General features: G+C 47.7%; 17 protein-coding genes and 1 pseudogene. 8 read left to right on the top strand and 10 right to left on the bottom strand.

What is annotated here, in order from left to right:
• Both NDA01_RS19675 and NDA01_RS19670 read left to right on the top strand, forming a co-directional pair.
• A pseudogene (locus NDA01_RS19675) lies at window positions 1–250 on the top strand (hypothetical protein); the annotation flags it as partial.
• A 426-nt stretch (window positions 251–676) separates the two neighbouring features.
• The gene (locus tag NDA01_RS19670; protein ID WP_348229272.1) at window positions 677–2,569 is read left to right on the top strand and encodes a M24 family metallopeptidase; all 1,893 of its coding nucleotides are present in this window, start codon (window positions 677–679) and stop codon (window positions 2,567–2,569) included.
• A 17-nt stretch (window positions 2,570–2,586) separates the two neighbouring features.
• On the opposite strand, the gene NDA01_RS19665 is transcribed toward NDA01_RS19670, so the two are convergent.
• Entirely contained in the window at window positions 2,587–3,711 is a 1,125-nt protein-coding gene (locus NDA01_RS19665; protein ID WP_348229271.1) for a DNA topoisomerase IB, read from the bottom strand.
• A gap of 214 nt (window positions 3,712–3,925) precedes the next feature.
• Between NDA01_RS19665 and NDA01_RS19660 the strand changes: the two genes are divergently transcribed.
• The 5 genes from NDA01_RS19660 to NDA01_RS19640 all read left to right on the top strand — a co-directional run bounded on the left by NDA01_RS19660 (window position 3,926) and on the right by NDA01_RS19640 (window position 8,338).
• The gene (locus NDA01_RS19660) at window positions 3,926–4,120 is read left to right on the top strand and encodes a cation transporter (RefSeq protein WP_348229270.1); all 195 of its coding nucleotides are present in this window, start codon (window positions 3,926–3,928) and stop codon (window positions 4,118–4,120) included.
• Window positions 4,121–4,224: 104 nt separating this feature from the next.
• A complete protein-coding gene (locus NDA01_RS19655; RefSeq protein WP_431193461.1) occupies window positions 4,225–4,455 on the top strand; it encodes a DNA-directed RNA polymerase subunit alpha C-terminal domain-containing protein in 231 nt (76 codons plus the stop codon).
• A gap of 522 nt (window positions 4,456–4,977) precedes the next feature.
• The gene (locus NDA01_RS19650) at window positions 4,978–5,934 is read left to right on the top strand and encodes a hypothetical protein (RefSeq protein ID WP_348229269.1); all 957 of its coding nucleotides are present in this window, start codon (window positions 4,978–4,980) and stop codon (window positions 5,932–5,934) included.
• Window positions 5,935–6,206: 272 nt separating this feature from the next.
• Window positions 6,207–7,169: a LysR family transcriptional regulator gene (locus NDA01_RS19645; protein ID WP_370587952.1), complete on the top strand. Its 963-nt coding sequence runs from the start codon at window positions 6,207–6,209 to the stop codon at window positions 7,167–7,169.
• Between the two features lie 80 nt (window positions 7,170–7,249).
• A complete protein-coding gene (locus NDA01_RS19640) occupies window positions 7,250–8,338 on the top strand; it encodes an anthranilate phosphoribosyltransferase family protein (RefSeq protein WP_348229268.1) in 1,089 nt (362 codons plus the stop codon).
• Here the strand turns inward: NDA01_RS19640 and NDA01_RS19635 are convergent.
• From NDA01_RS19635 to NDA01_RS19600, 8 genes are all read right to left on the bottom strand, one after another.
• Window positions 8,306–9,214, bottom strand: coding sequence for an MBL fold metallo-hydrolase (locus NDA01_RS19635; RefSeq protein ID WP_348229267.1), 909 nt, complete (start codon window positions 9,212–9,214; stop codon window positions 8,306–8,308). The two genes, NDA01_RS19640 and NDA01_RS19635, sit on opposite strands and share 33 nt — an antisense overlap.
• Window positions 9,201–9,608: an aspartate 1-decarboxylase gene (gene panD / locus NDA01_RS19630; protein ID WP_348229266.1), complete on the bottom strand. Its 408-nt coding sequence runs from the start codon at window positions 9,606–9,608 to the stop codon at window positions 9,201–9,203. The genes NDA01_RS19635 and panD overlap by 14 nt, the downstream gene beginning before the upstream one ends.
• Window positions 9,609–9,946: 338 nt before the next feature.
• Entirely contained in the window at window positions 9,947–10,465 is a 519-nt protein-coding gene (locus NDA01_RS19625) for an inorganic diphosphatase (protein WP_190437442.1), read from the bottom strand.
• A gap of 407 nt (window positions 10,466–10,872) precedes the next feature.
• Window positions 10,873–11,061 carry a TLTLP motif-containing protein gene (locus tag NDA01_RS32210; protein WP_348229265.1) on the bottom strand — a complete coding sequence of 63 codons (189 nt, stop codon included), beginning with the start codon at window positions 11,059–11,061 and terminating at the stop codon, window positions 10,873–10,875.
• A 119-nt stretch (window positions 11,062–11,180) separates the two neighbouring features.
• Entirely contained in the window at window positions 11,181–11,543 is a 363-nt protein-coding gene (locus NDA01_RS19615; protein ID WP_348229264.1) for a resolvase, read from the bottom strand.
• A 73-nt stretch (window positions 11,544–11,616) separates the two neighbouring features.
• Window positions 11,617–13,443 (bottom strand): ABC transporter ATP-binding protein, encoded by a 1,827-nt coding sequence (locus NDA01_RS19610; protein ID WP_431193460.1) that lies wholly within the window; start codon window positions 13,441–13,443, stop codon window positions 11,617–11,619.
• A gap of 111 nt (window positions 13,444–13,554) precedes the next feature.
• Window positions 13,555–13,914, bottom strand: coding sequence for a carbon dioxide-concentrating mechanism protein CcmK (locus NDA01_RS19605; RefSeq protein WP_190437446.1), 360 nt, complete (start codon window positions 13,912–13,914; stop codon window positions 13,555–13,557).
• An 80-nt stretch (window positions 13,915–13,994) separates the two neighbouring features.
• Window positions 13,995–14,306 (bottom strand): BMC domain-containing protein, encoded by a 312-nt coding sequence (locus tag NDA01_RS19600; protein WP_190437449.1) that lies wholly within the window; start codon window positions 14,304–14,306, stop codon window positions 13,995–13,997.
• A 474-nt stretch (window positions 14,307–14,780) separates the two neighbouring features.
• On the opposite strand from NDA01_RS19600, the gene NDA01_RS19595 reads away from it, so the two are divergent.
• On the top strand, window positions 14,781–15,584 hold the full coding sequence (locus tag NDA01_RS19595) for a cobyrinic acid a,c-diamide synthase (protein ID WP_348229263.1): 804 nt from the start codon (window positions 14,781–14,783) through the stop codon (window positions 15,582–15,584).
• Between the two features lie 67 nt (window positions 15,585–15,651).
• Here the strand turns inward: NDA01_RS19595 and NDA01_RS19590 are convergent, their stop codons facing one another.
• Window positions 15,652–17,586, bottom strand: coding sequence for an ABC-F family ATP-binding cassette domain-containing protein (locus NDA01_RS19590; RefSeq protein ID WP_348229262.1), 1,935 nt, complete (start codon window positions 17,584–17,586; stop codon window positions 15,652–15,654).
• Between the last annotated feature and the right edge of the window lie 29 nt (window positions 17,587–17,615).

Here is a 17,615-nt window from a genome sequence, read left to right as displayed (position 1 = left end):
CGAACTGTTCTACGTACCGTCCTACTCACCGCAGTTGAACCCAGCCGACTATCTCAGTGGGAATGTGAAGCAGGGGGTTCATTCTAAGCCACCAACTCGCAATCTTGTGCAATTGAAGCAACGATCGATTTCTCATCTCCATAAGTTACAGAAACTGCCATTACGAGTTCAGAAATATTTCGAGCATCCATTCATCGCTTATGCAGCAAACAAAATGCAACCTCAATCATTGCCGAGTTGGCGTTGCTGACTCAAGGTATGAATCGATGCTGTAAACCCTGAAAACCTGTTCAGGATTTTGCGAATCATACTTCTATTCAGCAACGCCGCCGAGTTAATAGGTTGGAGCTACAGCAAAGCTGAGGTGTATTTCCATTAATGTAGATCTATGAGTTTCCGCAGGCCTGCTCAGGTTTTCTCAGCAGAACACTTGCACTATTTAGGTATGTTTTCTACAAGAGTGTCAAACTTGGTCATGCTTGAGCCTTATCCCCGAAAGCTGCTTGACCAAGTCATGATGAGGTGTAGGCCAAGCGATTGCCCTACATGCCCAAAGTTGCAACTCCGGATATAAATGCAGCGGGTAAAACCGAAAATGTTTAAGGCAGACGAGTTGAGGGCTGTACCATAGAGCTATCAGTTGCCTCGCGTTTCTTAGCATCTCAAAGTTTTGTCTATGTCACCCCTAGACCTCGTCCAGCAACAAGCTCAGCAAGCTTTGACTGAAGCCAAATTAGCCGATTTACGGGCTTGGATGGCAGCCTATCAACTGGATGGCTACCTAATTCCTTCGGCAGATGAGCATTTGAACGAGTATTTGCCAGAAGTCAAACAGCGTCGGACTTGGATCAGCGATTTTACAGGGTCGGCAGGAGACTTCTTGGTTGGGACCGAGCAGAGCTGGTTGTTTGTGGACTCTCGCTACTACGAACAAGCTGATTTACAGGTAGATCCCGCAGCCATTCAAGTGTCTAAATTGGGCTTAGAAGGTCATAAAACTCTAGTCGAAACTCTGGAAGCTCTCGGACAAGCTGCGATCGCCGCTGAACAAGCCTTTCGCTTAGGCGTTGACCCCTTCACGGTGGCGGTGGATCAATGCCGCGAGTTACAAAAACGGCTGGCTTCAGCGGGCGTGGTGCTGGTGAGCCTTCCCGAAAATTTAGTCGATTGCGTGCGGGAATCAGCCGCTTGGGCAGATGGTCAAACTCCTGCCAGTTATGCCGCCTCTCAGCTATTTGCGGTGCCAGAAACCTTAACCGGAGAAACCGTGGCGCAAAAGCTAGAGCGGTTACGGCAAGCCATGCAGAAGGCCCAAGCCGATGTCCTACCGCTCACCAAGCTCGATCAAATTGCTTGGCTGTTGAACCTACGGGGTTGGGATGTTCCCTACAATCCGGTGTTTATTGCCTACACCATTGTCACGGCTGAGCAAGCGTTCCTGTTTACCAATCTAGAGCGCATTGACACCGAGATCCAGCAAGCACTCCAGTCCCATATCACCTTGCTGCCCTACGAGCAGTACGCTGACACGTTACAGTCTTTGCTTAATCAGCCGCGACCCCTGCTGGTTTGGATCGATGCCAAACATACCACAATGGGTACCTACGAGCTGGTTCAGGAAAGCTCTAAGACTGGCAAAGTCCAGATTGTAGAAGCGCCCAACCCCGTGGAGGGGATGAAAGCTCGTAAAAATGCAATCGAAATCGAGCAGATGCAACAAGCCAACCTCAAAGCCAGTCGGGCAAAGGTGCGAGCCTGGAAGTGGTTCTCCGATCGCTGGACGGCAGGCGATCGCGTCACTGAATTCGATGTGGCAGAGGCGATCGCTCGGTTCTATCAAGCTGAACCAGAATTCCAAGGACTGAGCTTCAACACCATCTCCGGTGCGGGAGCCAACAGCTCTATCGTCCACTATGGCACTCCCAACCCCGATGTAGATCTGCAATCGGGTCAGTTGTTACTGCTCGATTCAGGGGCGCAGTTCCTCTCTGGCACTACCGATGACACCCGCACCTTTGTGGTTGGAGCACCCGCACCAGAACAAATTGCTCGCTATACGGAAGTTCTCAAAGCTCACATTAACTGTGCCATGCAGCGCTTTCCTAAAGGCACACCGGGATGCCAACTAGATGGCATTGCGCGATCGGCCATGTGGCAAGCGGGACTTGATTACGGACATGGCACAGGCCACGGTGTGGGAGCCTTTTTGAATGTGCATGAAGGGCCGAATGGCATTAATAAGCGATCGCAAGAACCCCTAGAACCAGGCATGGTAACGAGTGTCGAACCTGGTTACTATGAACCCGGTTGGGGCGGCATCCGGATTGAGAATCTCTATGTGGTTAAAGAAGTAGCGACAGAAAATAACGGTGCAGCCACCAAAGGTACCTGGTATGAGTTTGAGTCGTTGACCTACATTCCTTTTGACAAGCGCCTGATCGACTGCAATCGCCTCAGCCCGCACCAACGTGAGTGGCTAGATCATTATCACGCCCAAGTTGTGGAGAAACTAGTACCTACGCTTAATCCTGATGAAGTCGAGTGGCTCAAGGCAGCTTGCCAACTTTAAGCTATTTGCTTTAACTCCTAACTAGCTATAGGTTGCCGAGCTTCTAATTGTTGTTCCAAAATCGCTACCACTGCCACTTCTTCGGGGTTTAAAGCGTAAGCAGAATCTAAGGTGGGCTGCTGCATCGCTTTTTCCAAAGTAGACATGAGCGATCCGTCTAGATAAGCATCCAAAATAGCAGGATGCACATAATACTTGCGACATGTAGCAGGTCGATTACCAAGATGCGCTGCTACGTTTTTAATCGCCTGATTGATATTTTTCTTGGCCTGAGTTTGCGACTGAAACGGACCCATTGCATCTAACTCTAAAGCCGCCATAACTGTACCCGACCAAGTTCGAAAATCCTTAGCAGTGAAGTCTTGCTTGGTTATTTCTTGCAAATAAGTATTGACTGCACCAGAATCAATGCACTGGCTTTGACCTGCGTCATCGAGATATTGAAACAACTCGTAGCCCGGAATTTCTTGGCAACGTTTGATGATGCGAGCCAAACGGCGATCGCTAATTTGAATATCGTGATCAACGCCGCTCTTACCTCGAAACTTAAATCGCAGCGTAGTGCCAGAAATATCTACATGCTGACAGCGCATGGTTGTGAGGCCAAAGGAGCGATTAGTCCGGGCATAAGTTTCATTGCCCACCCGGATGCAAGTCGTTTCTAAAAGCCGCACCACTGTAGCCAGCACCTTTTCACGAGACAACCCACGCAACCCCAAGTCATGATCTACCCGCTCTCGAAGTGTAGGTAAGGCATCACTAAAGGCAATCAGTCGGGTAAATTTGGTTTGATCTCGTACCTGCCGCCACAACGAATGGTAGCGATATTGTTTGCGTCCTTTAGCATCTCGACCTGTGGCCTGAATATGACCGTTGGCAAACGGACAGATCCAGACATCTTTGTAAGCAGGCGGAATGGCTAATGAATCAATCCGTTGAATCTCCTGGCGATCGCGGATGAGCTTACCGTCTACGTTCAGATAAACAAACCCTTTTCCTCTAGGTTGGCGTTGAATACCTGGGCTGTCATCATTGACGTAGCGTAACCCAGCTACCTGAGCCGACTGGACAGGATCGGTAATGAGCGAGGCTAAAAATTTTCGCCGCTGCGATCGCTTGGAACGCTGACGTTGCAATTGCATGAGTGGTTTAACTGATCTTGCTAGAAGGAAAAGAGTTTTACGTATTGGTCACTCTAGCGAATTGGTTAAGTTCCTCACTCTGTAAAAAAGTATAGGCATATAGTTCACCCAAGGAGCAAATCGTCGCCAGAGAAATAAGCCCTCAGAGGAGTAGTAAAGGGGCAAAGTAAAATCGGAAAATGTTAATTGTGTAATTAATAACCCGTGAAAAAACATGGTCCTCAAACTTAATGTTCCAACCATCTCTGGCCCTAATTCGGTAGAAGATATCAAGAGAACCATCAAAACTACTGAGCCTGATGCCAAAGTTGAAGTAGATGTAGAAGCCAAAACGGTCACGGTAGAATCTGGCGCATCAGAAGAAACCATCAAGCAATTAATTTCTGCAACTGGTCATCAAATTGCCTAATTAGACCTGCGATGGCTCACTGCTAATCGAATCCTGTATTAGTAGGGTATGGCATGATGATCAAGGCTGTTCCATCTCGTAAACCCTGACACCTGATTAAAGCAATGAGCCATCACAAAAATTCTTTATCTCAAACTCCGATTGAAGAATTGCAGCTTTCAATGCAAGCTTACGGTTTTTTGAAGCGCACTCAAATCCATTCGATCGCCGACTTGATCAACTACACCGAAGAAGACTTGAGAATTTTAGATACTACTGCTGCTGAAGAGGTCATCGCAGCCCTTCAAAGCCGCTTGGGCATTACCCTGCAAAATGTGGATGCTCAAATAATTTAAGCCATTTCTAATTAGGCCATCGCCTAGCATTTAGTTAAGAGCGTTGAGTGCTCGTGTGCTCGCTGAAGGCTGACCTTTTGCTAAGTTGTATGGTGCTATACCGCCTTACATGAAGAGATCGCTAAGCATGAAGCTCCAATATCAGCCAAAACTTAGACTCCTGGAGAATATCAAGCAGGTTACTAAACCGAAATTTTCTAAAAGCTGAGTCTGCTTAAATTAAAAAGTGTCCATTTACTTGGATAGAAAGTAGTAGAAAAATAGTCCCAACTTGAGGTAGAGGGTACCTCAAATTAGAGGTGTTACCTTAAGAATTAAGCGCACAACTTAATTTCTAGATGAATAATTTTCGCAGGTTTGCTGCTATTAAAAATAACAATTAGTATCTTAGCTTACGGTTTTAATTGTTGTTCAAATTGTATCATTCAACCTCTGACTTTATTTCATCTAGCTGATAAAGCTTTACAAGCAAGTTTGCGTGCTCTGCGACATCAAAACTCTCTCTTGCTTGAAGTTATCGCCATGTCTGAATCTCTCTCCCTTAAAGACCCAATCAGTATCCTGACAAACAGTAAAACGACAGAATTCTCATTAATTTTGGCCAACGTCAGACATGGTGTTTGGCTTTTTGGCATCCCTGCTTGGTTATTTGCAATTATTGATAGAAGCTTTTCTGCCTTAGCGGATAGCTGCTTTTCGGCAGTTGAAATTCTCCATTTGAGCATGGCCTCTTTGTTTTTTGTCAGCTGGTTATGTCTCAAGCCAGAAGAGTCCTCACAGAGCGATACTGTTGGGACTGCCTGGGAACCTGCACCCGGTTCTGAGTTATCTGAGCATGAACTTTTTCTTCAGCTGGCTCAAGCGAGAATGACAGAGCTAGAGGATCAACATATGATTCGGCAGGAATATGACCTACCGTTTCCTCAACTGTGTCAGATTTACCACTTGCTAAACCTGAAGCATTTAGAAAATGTGCACAGTTTTAGCTTAAATAACTTGAGAATCGTTAAGGTTAGTCAAGTAAACGCTACTTCTATCGGTGGCCACATCAAGTTTCAAACCATTTTAGAATCTCCATTTAACGTTTTAAGAATTTGGCGGCAGCCAATTGTAGAAGTTGATTTGATCTTGCACAGTCCTTACACCGTTGAGTTGAGCATTCCGGTTTATAACGAAAAACGAATTACAGTTTTGTTCAATGCCATTCCGCTGAGCGAGACAGAACATAAATTTCTCATCGACATCTACAGCGATCTGCCTTGGCCAAAACCGCTTTTGCAGGCTGTGTTGCATGTTTCTGCTTGTTTGACTTTGTTTGAAGACTTACCTTATTTGCACAAACTGGCTCAGAGAAACCTCGATCGCTTGGTTAACTCTAGCCGCCTTCCCAGTCATGAGACGATGTGGCTATTTGGACGGTTTGTGTCCCTTTATGGCTCAAGCGCTCAATCTTTACCCGCTGCTAGAGCGATCGCCTAAACGCTTAACCTGAGAGCCATTATCCCAGATTAAACGAAACTACAAATCACAAAACCAATGGCAAGATTAAACCACAAGTCTTGCCATTGTATTTTTTTTCACAACATATTTCGTAGCATCACCAGACCAGGTTGAAGCGTAGGATTTTGGTTGATTCAAAATTTGATCTAAAGAGATCTAGCTTTTAGTTGAGCGATCGCCCTCAGTCTGTATCAAGCTCTACCAAACTGATTAGGCAGATCAGCTAAATCTCTACATGTAACTTAGGCTACATGATTATGCGCCTGGAACAGTTGCAAGCTTTTTTGGCCGTTGCTGAGACCACCAGTTTTCAGCAAGCGGCCCGTCGATGTGGAGTCACCCAATCTACCATCAGCCGCCAAATTCAGGCGCTGGAGGGGGATTTGGGCTTGTTACTGTTTCACCGCACAGCCCAAGCTCGTCTGACTTTAGGAGGGGAGCGGCTGTTGCCACGGGCTCGCAAAATTTGCCAGGAGTGGGAATTAGCTGCGACCGAATTAGCTGATTTAATGGCAGGCAAGCAGCCAGAGTTGTGTATTGCCGCTATCCATTCGGTCTGTGCCCATTACCTACCACCCGTTCTACAGCATTTTTGTCAGGATTACCCAGACATTCAATTGCGTGTGACTGCCTTGGGTAGCGATCGCGCCCTTAAGGTTTTGAAAGACGGCTTAGTTGACTTAGCCATTGTGATGAACAATCGTTTGCTGACGACGGGGCCAGAAGTAGTCGTTGACCCGCTCTATAACGAATCAATCGAAATTTTGATGGGAGCAAACCACCCCTTGACCCAATACGACCGAGTGCCTTGGGCAGAATTGGTGCGGTATCCTCAAGTGGTGTTTAAGGATGGCTATGGTATGCAGCGCCTCGTCCAAGAGCAGTTTCAACGTCAAGGGGCAACCTTAAACGCCGCCTTAGAATTAAACACACTAGATGCATTTCGAGGCATTGTTCGCCAAGGTAAGCTAATTGCCTTACTGCCCAAAGCAGCAATTTTTGATGCCCATATTGACCCTACCTTGGCGATACGACCCACCGATGAACCTCTGTTGTTGCGTCAAGTGGTGTTAGTCACGACCCGCGATCGCCTGCAAATTCCTCCGATTCAGCGATTTCGCGAGTTAGTTTATCAATTGATTCGAGATCAAATTTCTGGACTTTCTGAGAGCACTTTGGCTCTAGATGCCACAGGCTCACTGCAGGCTGTATGATCCTTTAGCGGTGTTTCTGCCCAATTTCGAGCCAAACACCTGAGAAAACATCTAAAGACCGTTTTACTTGAGCTGCGACCATGAGCGATGCATTTAGAGAACTACTGCGGAAAGTTGGCAGTGGCCCCCATACAGGGAAGAATTTGGATCGCTTAGAAGCAGCCGCAGCCACCCGCATGATGTTGCTCCAAGAGGCGACTCCAGCCCAAATTGGAGCCTTTATGATCGCTCACCGCATCAAGCGACCGACCGGAGAAGAATTGGCAGGCATGCTCGATGCCTATGCGGAACTAGGCCCCCAGTTGCAGCCTTTAGGCTCAGAGCAGACTGTACTCGTGCTTAGCTCCCCTTACGACGGGCGATCGCGCACTGCTCCCATTAGCCCCCTCACCGCGTTGATCGTGGCGGCAGCAGGCTACCCTGTGATTATGCATGGGGGCGATCGCATGCCCACCAAGCAAGGATTGCCGCTAGTTGAAGTTTGGCAAGGGTTAGGAATTGATTGGACTCGGTTGACCCTAGAGCAAGTGCAGCAAGTGCTAGCTACTACTCAACTCGGTTTTGTTTATCTGCCCCAACATTTTCCTCAGGCTCATGGTCTGGTGCCTTACCGCGACCAGATTGGCAAACGCCCGCCCTTCGCTACGCTAGAGCTACTCTGGGGTCCTTATGCTGGAAGCGCTAATATTGTGTCTGGTTTTGTCCACCCGCCCACTGAAGTCATGCTCCAAGATGCCTTCCAGTTGCGAGGGTTTCCCGCTTGTTTCACGACAGTCAAAGGGTTGGAAGGCAGTTGCGACTTGCCGCGCGATCGCACAGCGATCATCGGTTTGGGACAGGGCGGAGTTGATTTCTCCTTAGAGCGCTTGCTGCTGGCTCCCCGCGATTACGATTTTGCTGGCATAGATGTGCCTCTAGGGGAAACGACTCAGCTCATAGCTGAAATGCAGGCCGTTTTGCAAGGCGATCGCTCTGAACTAGAGCGATCGGCAATTTGGAATGGGGGATTTTATCTCTGGCGCTGTGGCGCTTGTGCAGACTTAGCCACAGGCTTAACCCGAGCCGAAGCACTACTCACCCAAGGACAAGCAGCAGCCCAACTACAAAAAGTGCAACAGGCAATAGCAGGGCTAGCGTCAGATCTCCAGGATCATGCCTTCGCGGGCTAATAATCCGCTGGGAAATACTGCTTTTAGTTGCTCACCCACTTGGTCTAAAAAGTTGTCGTCATGAGTGGGGTCATGGTGAAACATCGCAACACGCTTTACACCCGCTGCTTGGGCCACCGCGACTCCAGCCTGCCAAGTAGAATGCCCCCACCCTACCTTAGGAGTTTTAACGTCGTGATACTCTTGGTCGGTGTAGCAAGCATCGTAAATTAATAAATCAGCATCACGAGCCAAGTGGAGCAGACTTTCATCTAGGTGATCGGGGAAATGCTCCGTATCAGTGGCATAAACCACTGTTCGACCTTGCCAAGTCACTCGATAACCCATTGCGGTATTCGGATGATTCAACGAACCTGTTTCGATCGCGATGTCATCTAGTGTGAACGCATCTCCAGGGGTTAAGTCATAAAACTTGAGGTCTGACTGCATCACCTGAATCGGCACCGGAAAGTTAGGATGCAACATTTGGTCGCTCAAACGCTGCTTCATCGTCGCCCCATTCGGCGCGATCGCCCCATAGATGTGAAAGCAATTACCGGGAACGAAAGCGGGGGTAAAGAAAGGAAACCCTTGAATATGATCCCAGTGAGAGTGAGTAAACAGCATGTAAGCTTCTACGGGCATCTCCTTGAGCAGTTCTCGACCTAAAACCCTTAGGCCAGTGCCGCCATCAAAGATTAGCCGCTTACCGCCCACCCGCATTTCAACACAGGACGTGTTGCCGCCATAGCGAACCGTTTCAGCTCCAGGAGCTGGGATGCTGCCACGGACACCCCAGAATTGCACTAGAAACTCCTGAGAGCCAACGCTTGTGGTCTGGGTGTCTGACTCGTAGGCAGACGGTGAGTTCTGAGGGACTGAATTAGACTCTGACATCTTCGATCAAACCAGGCCTTGGTAGCATGTGATTGTATCGGAGCACTTCCGCTAGCCGATTGTGCTCGTCCACCAAAATCACCGTAGGACAGTGAGTTTGGGCTTCGACAGCATCAAACTGTGCGTAAGTCATAATAATGACGCGATCGCCTTTCATGCCCAGACGCGCAGCGGCACCATTTAGTTCAACGGCTCCAGAATTAGCTGGGGCTGGAATTGCATAGGTAATGAGTCGCTCGCCGTTAGCCACATTGACCACTTGCACTTGCTCATAAGGGAAAATTCCCGCTGCATCCAATAAAACCTCATCAATACTGATGCTACCCACATAATTGAGGTTGGCAGCAGTGAGTGTGCAACTGTGAATTTTGGCTAAGAGGAGCGTCCGATGCATAGTAGAGGAAAGTCTTCTAAAGGAAAAAGTTTAAAGCCTCAGGTCACCCAAACACCTTAATTAATTATGAACACTCTCGTTTCGTCTATACTGGCACAAGTTATTAAGGTCGGGAAGACTTTGGGATCAACTAGGTAAATACTAGTAGGCAAATATTAAGAGTTGGCACTTCACTAGCTTTACTGGTTGAGCAAATATCTCTAGTAATTGCGTTCACAGTTCAACCTCACTTACCTGCGGCACCCCCCTCCTAGAGGAGAGGGGCGAGGAAGAGGTCAGCTCAAGTTAATATCTCAGCCTTAGCTCCACAACTCCTACTAAGTACTAGAGCCAGAATCTCAGCCTTTTTCACTTCCTGCTTTGATGCACTCCTCAACTAGAGGCATCACTTGGTCTACGTCTTTCCAGCCCAAGATTTCGGTGACTTTTTTCTCCAGATTCTTGTAGGTTCTGAAGAACTCCGCAATCTCGTCTAGGCGGTGTTGAGCAATGTCTTTGAGAGATTTCACATGAGCGTAACGTGGGTCTTTGTCAGGAACGCAAAGAATTTTTTCGTCGCGATCGCCCCCATCAATCATTTCTAACATCCCAATCGGACGAGCAGTAATGACGCACCCTGGAAAAGTGGGCTGATCCATGATCACCATGCCATCGAGAGGGTCGCCATCATCTGCCAAGGTATTGGGCACAAAGCCATAGTCGTATGGATACTGGACAGAGGCGTAGAGGACGCGATCGAGCGCCATGGCTTGCAGGTCTTTATCGAACTCGTACTTGTTTTTGCTGCCCGCAGGAATTTCGATTAGGACGTTGATCAAACCTGCTTTAGGTTGTGCAGGAATGCGCGATAAGTCCACAGTATTTCTCCAAGTTAACAAGATGACGGTCTATTGAAATCAGATGTCAGCAGACATCTTGGCATTGACTGAATTAGCCAAACCAAACAAATGCAGGCAGAGCGAAAAGTTTTCTAGCAAAACTTTTCACTTTACTGCAACTCAACTAAGTACCCTAGGCTTGGCTCAGCCATCACAGCGTGGTGTCTAGCCAGTTCGTACTAGTTACTAGCATTTTAGGGGAATACGGTTAACGCCGAACTGACAATCCGGCACTCACAACCATAATGGCTACAGCCAGGACAGAGAACCGTTGCTGAATCAGAGATTTAGGGCATGATTCTCAGCTCGATCTAGTTCAAGCTCACCATGATGTCTGCAACTTAAAACTGTCCCAATTTGGGCTTCTATTACTTACATTAGTTCTCCTAATCCCTTGGCCCCGGTAATGAGTAGGTCTGCTGCGGCTGCAAGGGTTCTGTTCTATTAGGCGAATAATGAGCAATCACGTAAATTGGTAAAGTCAAGGTCAACAAGGCAATTGCAGTGCCAACAACATCTGCCAATCTATGACTAGATCGGCCAGGAGGGTTGGCGGATTGGCCACCTGATTCCATAAAGGGCTTAGTTTTTAACTAACTCTGATAGGTTAACTTGCCTGAGGGCTGGGTCGTCAGCCCCTCTAGATATAATTTTAACTATTCCCGCAGAGGGGACTGTCTTGCAGCCTACAGTCTCAAGAATTTACGTTAGAGCTTTGAGATTTCAACAACTGATGAATACTCTTGAGTTCTGCTAAGATTGCCCGCAAGACTTCGAGACTAGCGTTTTGGGCTGACTCTTGCACCTCAATGGTGACCTGCCGAATTCCTAAAACATCTTTGGCAAACCGAGCCACTTCGTTGGGGTGAAACAAGAGCGGATCGTTAGGATTTAAGCGCAATTCTGGATTGAGACGCTTGGGATCGTAAGAGGAGTTCAATTCCTGTGGATCAGTATTGGCATATCGATACACAGAGGCTCGTGATCGATTCAACGCTTTCTGTACTGCTTCCACATCCATCAACTCAGGCTGAGCCATTCCAACTTCGAGTTCCATGCGTCAATTTCTAATGGATGAACTACTGAATTAACTTAAGGTTTGTATTAACTTAAGATTGACAATCTCAATCTTACGCTCTTAAGCCCGTCTGGACACGCCATAAGCTAGCGTAAATGCCTGAGCGGTCTAACAGTTGGTCGTGTCGCCCTTTTTCAACTAAGCGACCCTGCTCCATGACGTAAATGCAGTCAGCATTCCGCACCGTGGAGAGACGATGGGCGATCGCAATAGTAGTGCGGTTTTGAGTAATTGTTTCTAGAGACCTCTGGATCGCGGCTTCGGTTTCGTTGTCCACCGCAGAGGTGGCTTCGTCCAGAATCAAAATGGGTGGGTCTTTGAGCACAGCACGAGCGATCGCGAGACGTTGCCGCTGCCCCCCAGATAACTTTTGGCCGCGTTCACCCACAATCGTGTCGTAACCCTGGGGCAATTGCATGATGAAGTCGTGAGCTTCGGCGACTCTGGTTGCTGCAATAATTTCGTCCCAATTTGCTTCAGGGCTGCCATAGGCAATGTTTTCTCTAACCGTACCGTGAAAGAGAAATACGTCTTGGCTCACTAAGCCGATCGCGCCTCGCAAGTCCTGTAGTTGCAAATCCTGTAGAGGAATGCCATCTAGCGTGATCGTCCCCGATTGAATTTCGTACAGGCGCAGCAGCAATTTAACCAGGGTACTTTTACCAGACCCTGTAGAACCGACAATGGCAATCGTTTTGCCGGCGGGGATATGAAGCGATAGATCCTCTATCACGGCTTGGCGATCGCGATAAGCAAACGTGACGTGTTGCAAATCCACTTCGCCGCGCACCGATTTCACAGGCAGAGATAAATGGCCTGAATGAATTTCAATCGGGGTGTCGAGCAGATTCATCACGCGATTGGTCGAAGCCATTGCCCGCTGGTATTGGTCCAGGGTTTCACCCAAGCGAGTCAGCGGCCAGAGTAAGCGTTGCGTCAAAAATACCATGACGCTGTAACTCCCCACTGAGAGTCTGCCAGCCACCGCCTCCATGCCACCCAACAAAAGAATGGCAATAAAGCCAAACAAAATGATGATGCGAATTAGCGGCACAAAGGCGGCACTGAGCCGAATGGCCCGGTAGTTGCTGCGACGATAGCCTTCACTTTCCGTTGCAATGCGCGATCGCTCATACTGCTCGGTCGTAAAGCTTTTAATCGTCGTAATGCCGCTGAGGTTGTTAGAGAGCTGACCGTTGAGCAAGCCAACTTTCTCACGCACCTCGGCATAGCGAGGAGCCAAACGTTTCTGAAAGGCGATCGATCCCCACAGGATAAATGGCATGGGCAACATGGCGAGCCAAGCCACACTAGGAGCCAAGATAAAAAAGGCTCCACCAATAATCACAACTGTGGTGGCAACTTGGAGCACTTCGTTAGCGCCAAAATCCAAGAACCGTTCTAGTTGGTTAATGTCATCGCTGAGAATCGACATTAAATCGCCAGTACTACGTTCCTCAAAAAAGGCTAGTTCTAGGTTCTGGAGGTGGCCGTAGGCATCTAAGCGCAGATCGTGTTGAATGTTTTGCGCCAAGTTGCGCCACAGTCGAGCATAGGCGTACTCAAACGCGGATTCCAAACCCCAAATCACAGCGCTGAGAACCGATAAAATTACTAACTGCCCAAAGACATCTCGGACGCCAAACTGGGCCAGCCAGGAATTTTGTTTTTGTACCACCACATCAACCGCCGCCCCGATCAGAGCAGGCGGAGCTAAATCAAAAATTTTGTTCAGGATGGAGCAGGCGATCGCCCAGCGAATTTGTGAGTGATACTGATGCCCATACTGAATCAGGCGCTGTAGCGGGTGCTGTGAGTGGGATGGTCTGGGTTGCTGAGGCATGCGGTGTTGCGATCGCAAAGAAAAAAACAGCGACAAGCCGTAGAGGTCGCTGCAAGTTTCTCAAACCCTGGAACCCAACAGCAAAATAGCTCAGATGGCAGTCGCTGATAAAAACTAAGATAACGAATTGGCAAAGCTAGTAAAAGCTTAACCCCGTGGCGCGATGGGGCGATTAACAGCATCGCGGTACTGTTGCACTTCGTTGGTGTACCCGATGGGTAGCACTGCTTCCACGTTTTCATGAGGGCGAGGAATAATCACCCAAGTCTCTAAGGCACCGCCATAAACAGTTTCTACGGCTTCAATACCAGCTGCCATAGCTGTTTTAACTTCAGATACATCTCCACGAATGTTAACGGTAAAACGAGCACTACCCGCTCGGATGTAGCCCACTAACGTCACGCGGCCTGCTTTGACCATCGCATCGGCGGCAGCCAACACCGCCGGAAAACCTTTCGTCTCAATTGAGCCAACAGCTTGTGCTGAACTACCCGCCTGTGGAGGCATTGCCAATCTCCTGAATTAAAAAGTTAAGTAAGAGAGCTAAAAACCGCTATGGAAATGATTGAGCCAGATCCCTGTCCTGATTAAAACATGCGGAACGGTTCATCTTGCTCGGTGTAATGGATGGGGAGCACCTGTTCTACATTCTCCGGAGGATTGGGAATAATGTAGTGGCTAACAACCTCAGCCCCAAATACCTGTTCTACGGATACAATGCCGGCCTCTACAGACCGCTTTACTTCTGAAACTGGCCCCCGGACAGCCACCAGAAACTCGCCTCTTTCGGCCAGACCGTAATACACCAGAGTGACTGATGCCGCCTTGACCATGGCATCTGCTGCCGCCAGCACCCCTGGAAACCCTAGTGTTTGAATAACGCCAACTGCCGCTGGCATGGCTAAGCTCCTGAGTCACAGAATACGTGCAATCAATTGTACGAGGCTTCGTCACCAATTGGCATAAATGGACAGCTCCTTTTCGTAGACTTTGGCTTTAGAGGTAGTACTTCTCCGAGCGATTATTAAGAGTGAACTTACTAAGAAGTTGCTCAGAAGCTATTGATATAAGCCGCTAACTCATAACTAGTCTCGGCCAAGCGATCGTCAACCGAACTTTCACGGATAAAAACTAGAATGCTCGCAAAGGCAAGTTGATATTCCAGGTATTTCTCAGGTACACCCTAACCAACCATCTGTTAGATGAATAGATCACTATTAAAGTTTTAATTACTTAATTCCATTAAGAAAATTAATTAGATTCATCAAGATTGGTTACCTACCGTAATGTACTTTTTTGAAGGACCCGAGAAATCTCGCAACTTTATCTACTAGCTAAACCATATACCTTATTTCAGAGCTCAAATCATACAAATGCCTCAGCTTATGCCTCAGCGAAAGTCTAGAAAGGACTCCATTGCGAGTTCCCCCATAGCAGAGGGTATTCTGGCTAAGCTGCCCTTAGAAGCACAAAAATGGGCGGAGAGCTTACCCTGGGAACAACGCCGTTATGTCTTATCTTTATGCCATTTGATCTGTGCTACGCCTCCGGAAAAGCAAGCTGAGTTTTTGGATGACTACACCGCTGATGGTTTAGTTTCTAGGGTTTTGCAGGATCGAGACAACAAAGAAAGAGTAAAAGGGTATCTAAACGGGTTTCATATTCATACAGAACTGAGCGAATTAGTTTTAAGAAATTATATTAGGCAGTTCTATATTCATTCTGCTCAAGATGCTCATCGCCAACCAGATCTCTATCTAGAATCTGCTCTTAAGTTGGTCACCAATATAGAAGAAAGAAATAACGTCTTCAACTATATCTTGGGCTTTGAGCTCCTTAAAATGATGTTTCGTATGAGTTGGTGGGAGCACGAGAAGCTATATCGACTGCAACGCAACCAAGAAGCATTCATCAAAACCTATATCAAGCCGATTCAAAGAGCGCACGAAATTAACGGCATTATTGTCCCTAGAGATATAGATGTTTTCTTTGCCAAGCGCGATCACTTTATTCAAAAGCCCAAGGTTTCTGACAGGAAGCTCATTGAGTTGGTAATGGCTACTTTCACAACCGACGTGGTAACTAACTTTGGCTTCTCGATTATTCGTCACCTGAAATCTTTCTGTTTCGATTACGAATACGTGTTTGAACCTGAGCCTGAAGCAATTTTTCAATAGCTCAGCGATCGCCTTTCATCCTTCGCCTCTCATCCACACTTTCGATCGGCGATCGCCCCTTATTGGCTTAAGCAACTAGCTCTGCCAACTCCATCCAGCGCTCAGTCGCCTGATCGATCGCTTGGGTCAGCTCCGCTAAGCGTTCTGAGAGTTGTTGCACCTCACTAAAACCAGAAGGTGGGTTATTGTAGAGCGTTTTTTCGATCGCTTCTTTCTCCGCTTCCATCTCAGGAATTTTAGTTTCTAGCAGCTCAAATTCCCGCTTTTCTTTATATGAGATTTTTCGTGATTTATCGCCATCTGCCGATTTAGCAGTTGGCTCTGAGGTTGTTGACGCTGCTGGCTGGTCTGGCTTTGCAGCCGCAACTTGCTTGGCTTCCTCTTCTTCTTCCTTTTTCTTGAAGTCTAGATAAACTGAGTAGTTACCGGGGTATTGACGTAGATTTCCGCCCGGTTCTAAGGCAAAAATTGTATCTATGGCGCGATCGAGAAAATAGCGATCGTGAGAAACAGCAATCACACAACCATTAAAATCTTCGAGATATTCCTCTAAAACAGCTAGCGTTTGTACATCCAAATCATTGGTCGGTTCATCCAAGATCAGCACATTGGGCGCACTCATCAATATCCGCAGGAGAAACAACCGACGTTTTTCTCCCCCAGAAAGTTTGTGGATCGGAGCATACTGTTGATTGCCAGGAAACAGAAAGCGCTCCAGCATCTGGGAGGCGCTAATTTGGCTGCCATCAGCGACTTTAACGAACTCTCCCACTTCCTTGATGTAGTCGATTACCCGCTGATCTTCGTTGAGAGCGGTCAACAACTCTTCTGAATGTTGGTCAAAATAGCCAATGTGAATGGTAGAACCGATTTCAACGGTACCTATGTCTGGCTGCACCCGCCCAGTGATAATGTTCATCAGCGTAGACTTTCCTGCCCCATTGCCGCCAATGATGCCCACGCGATCTTCGGGATTGAAGTTGTAGGTAAAGTCCTTGATTAAAGTGCGGTCATCGTAGGCTTTAGAGATATTGACTAGGTCAATCACTTTTTTGCCAATGCGACGGCCTGGAGTGGATATTTCCACTTTGCCTGGGCCTTGCTTGAATTCCTGCGATCGCATATCTTGAATGCGCTGAATCCGAGCTTTTTGCTTGGTACTGCGAGCTTTAGGGCCACGCTTCAACCACTCTAGTTCTCGCCGCAAAACTCCTTGGTGCTTCCGCTGAGTGCTAACGGCAGATTCCTCAGCCAGGGCTTTTTTCTCTAGGTAGTAGGAATAATTACCGGAGTAACTATACAGATCCCCCCGATCGATCTCGATGATGCGATTAGTCACGCGATCGAGAAAGTAGCGATCGTGAGTAATCAAGAGCAACGCACCTCGAAAGCGATTGAGATAGCTTTGCAACCATTCCACAGAGAGCGCATCTAAGTGGTTGGTAGGTTCATCCATCAGCAACACGTCGGGACCAGCCATCAAAGCAGCCGCTAAGGCAATTCGCTTCCGGTATCCGCCCGAAAGAGAGCCAATTTTAGCTTCAAAGTCTTCAATTCCCAGTTTGGTCAAAATAATTTTGGCTTGGGTTTCTAGTTCCCAAGCGCCTACAGTATCCATGCGCTGCGAAACAACGGATAACTGAGCCATCAACTGATTTGCATCACCGTGTCCATGCGCTAATTTGTCCGAAAGCTCCTCATACTCTCGTACCAGCGCCATTCCTTCTCCGCTGTCAGCAAAAACTTGCTCTAGAACGGTGTACTCTTCATTCAGGTCAGGCTGCTGGGGTAAGTAAACAATTTTGATACTAGAATTGACCAGAATTTGTCCAGCATCAATCGGTTCTAGCCCCGCAATCATCTTTAGGAGAGTAGATTTGCCAGAGCCATTAGTGCCAATCAGACCAACTTTATCGTCAGCATTAAGGCTGAAGCTGGCATCTTTGAGGATTTCCTTAATGCCAAAGTCTTTCTGAACCGACTGTAGTGTGAAGATACTCATGGAGCTGCTGGACCAAGCAAAATTGAAGA

This window comes from Trichocoleus desertorum AS-A10, from assembly GCF_039962155.1.
Taxonomy (GTDB): Bacteria; Cyanobacteriota; Cyanobacteriia; order FACHB-46; family FACHB-46; genus Trichocoleus.
This window is presented reverse-complemented; position numbering and strand designations above follow the sequence as displayed.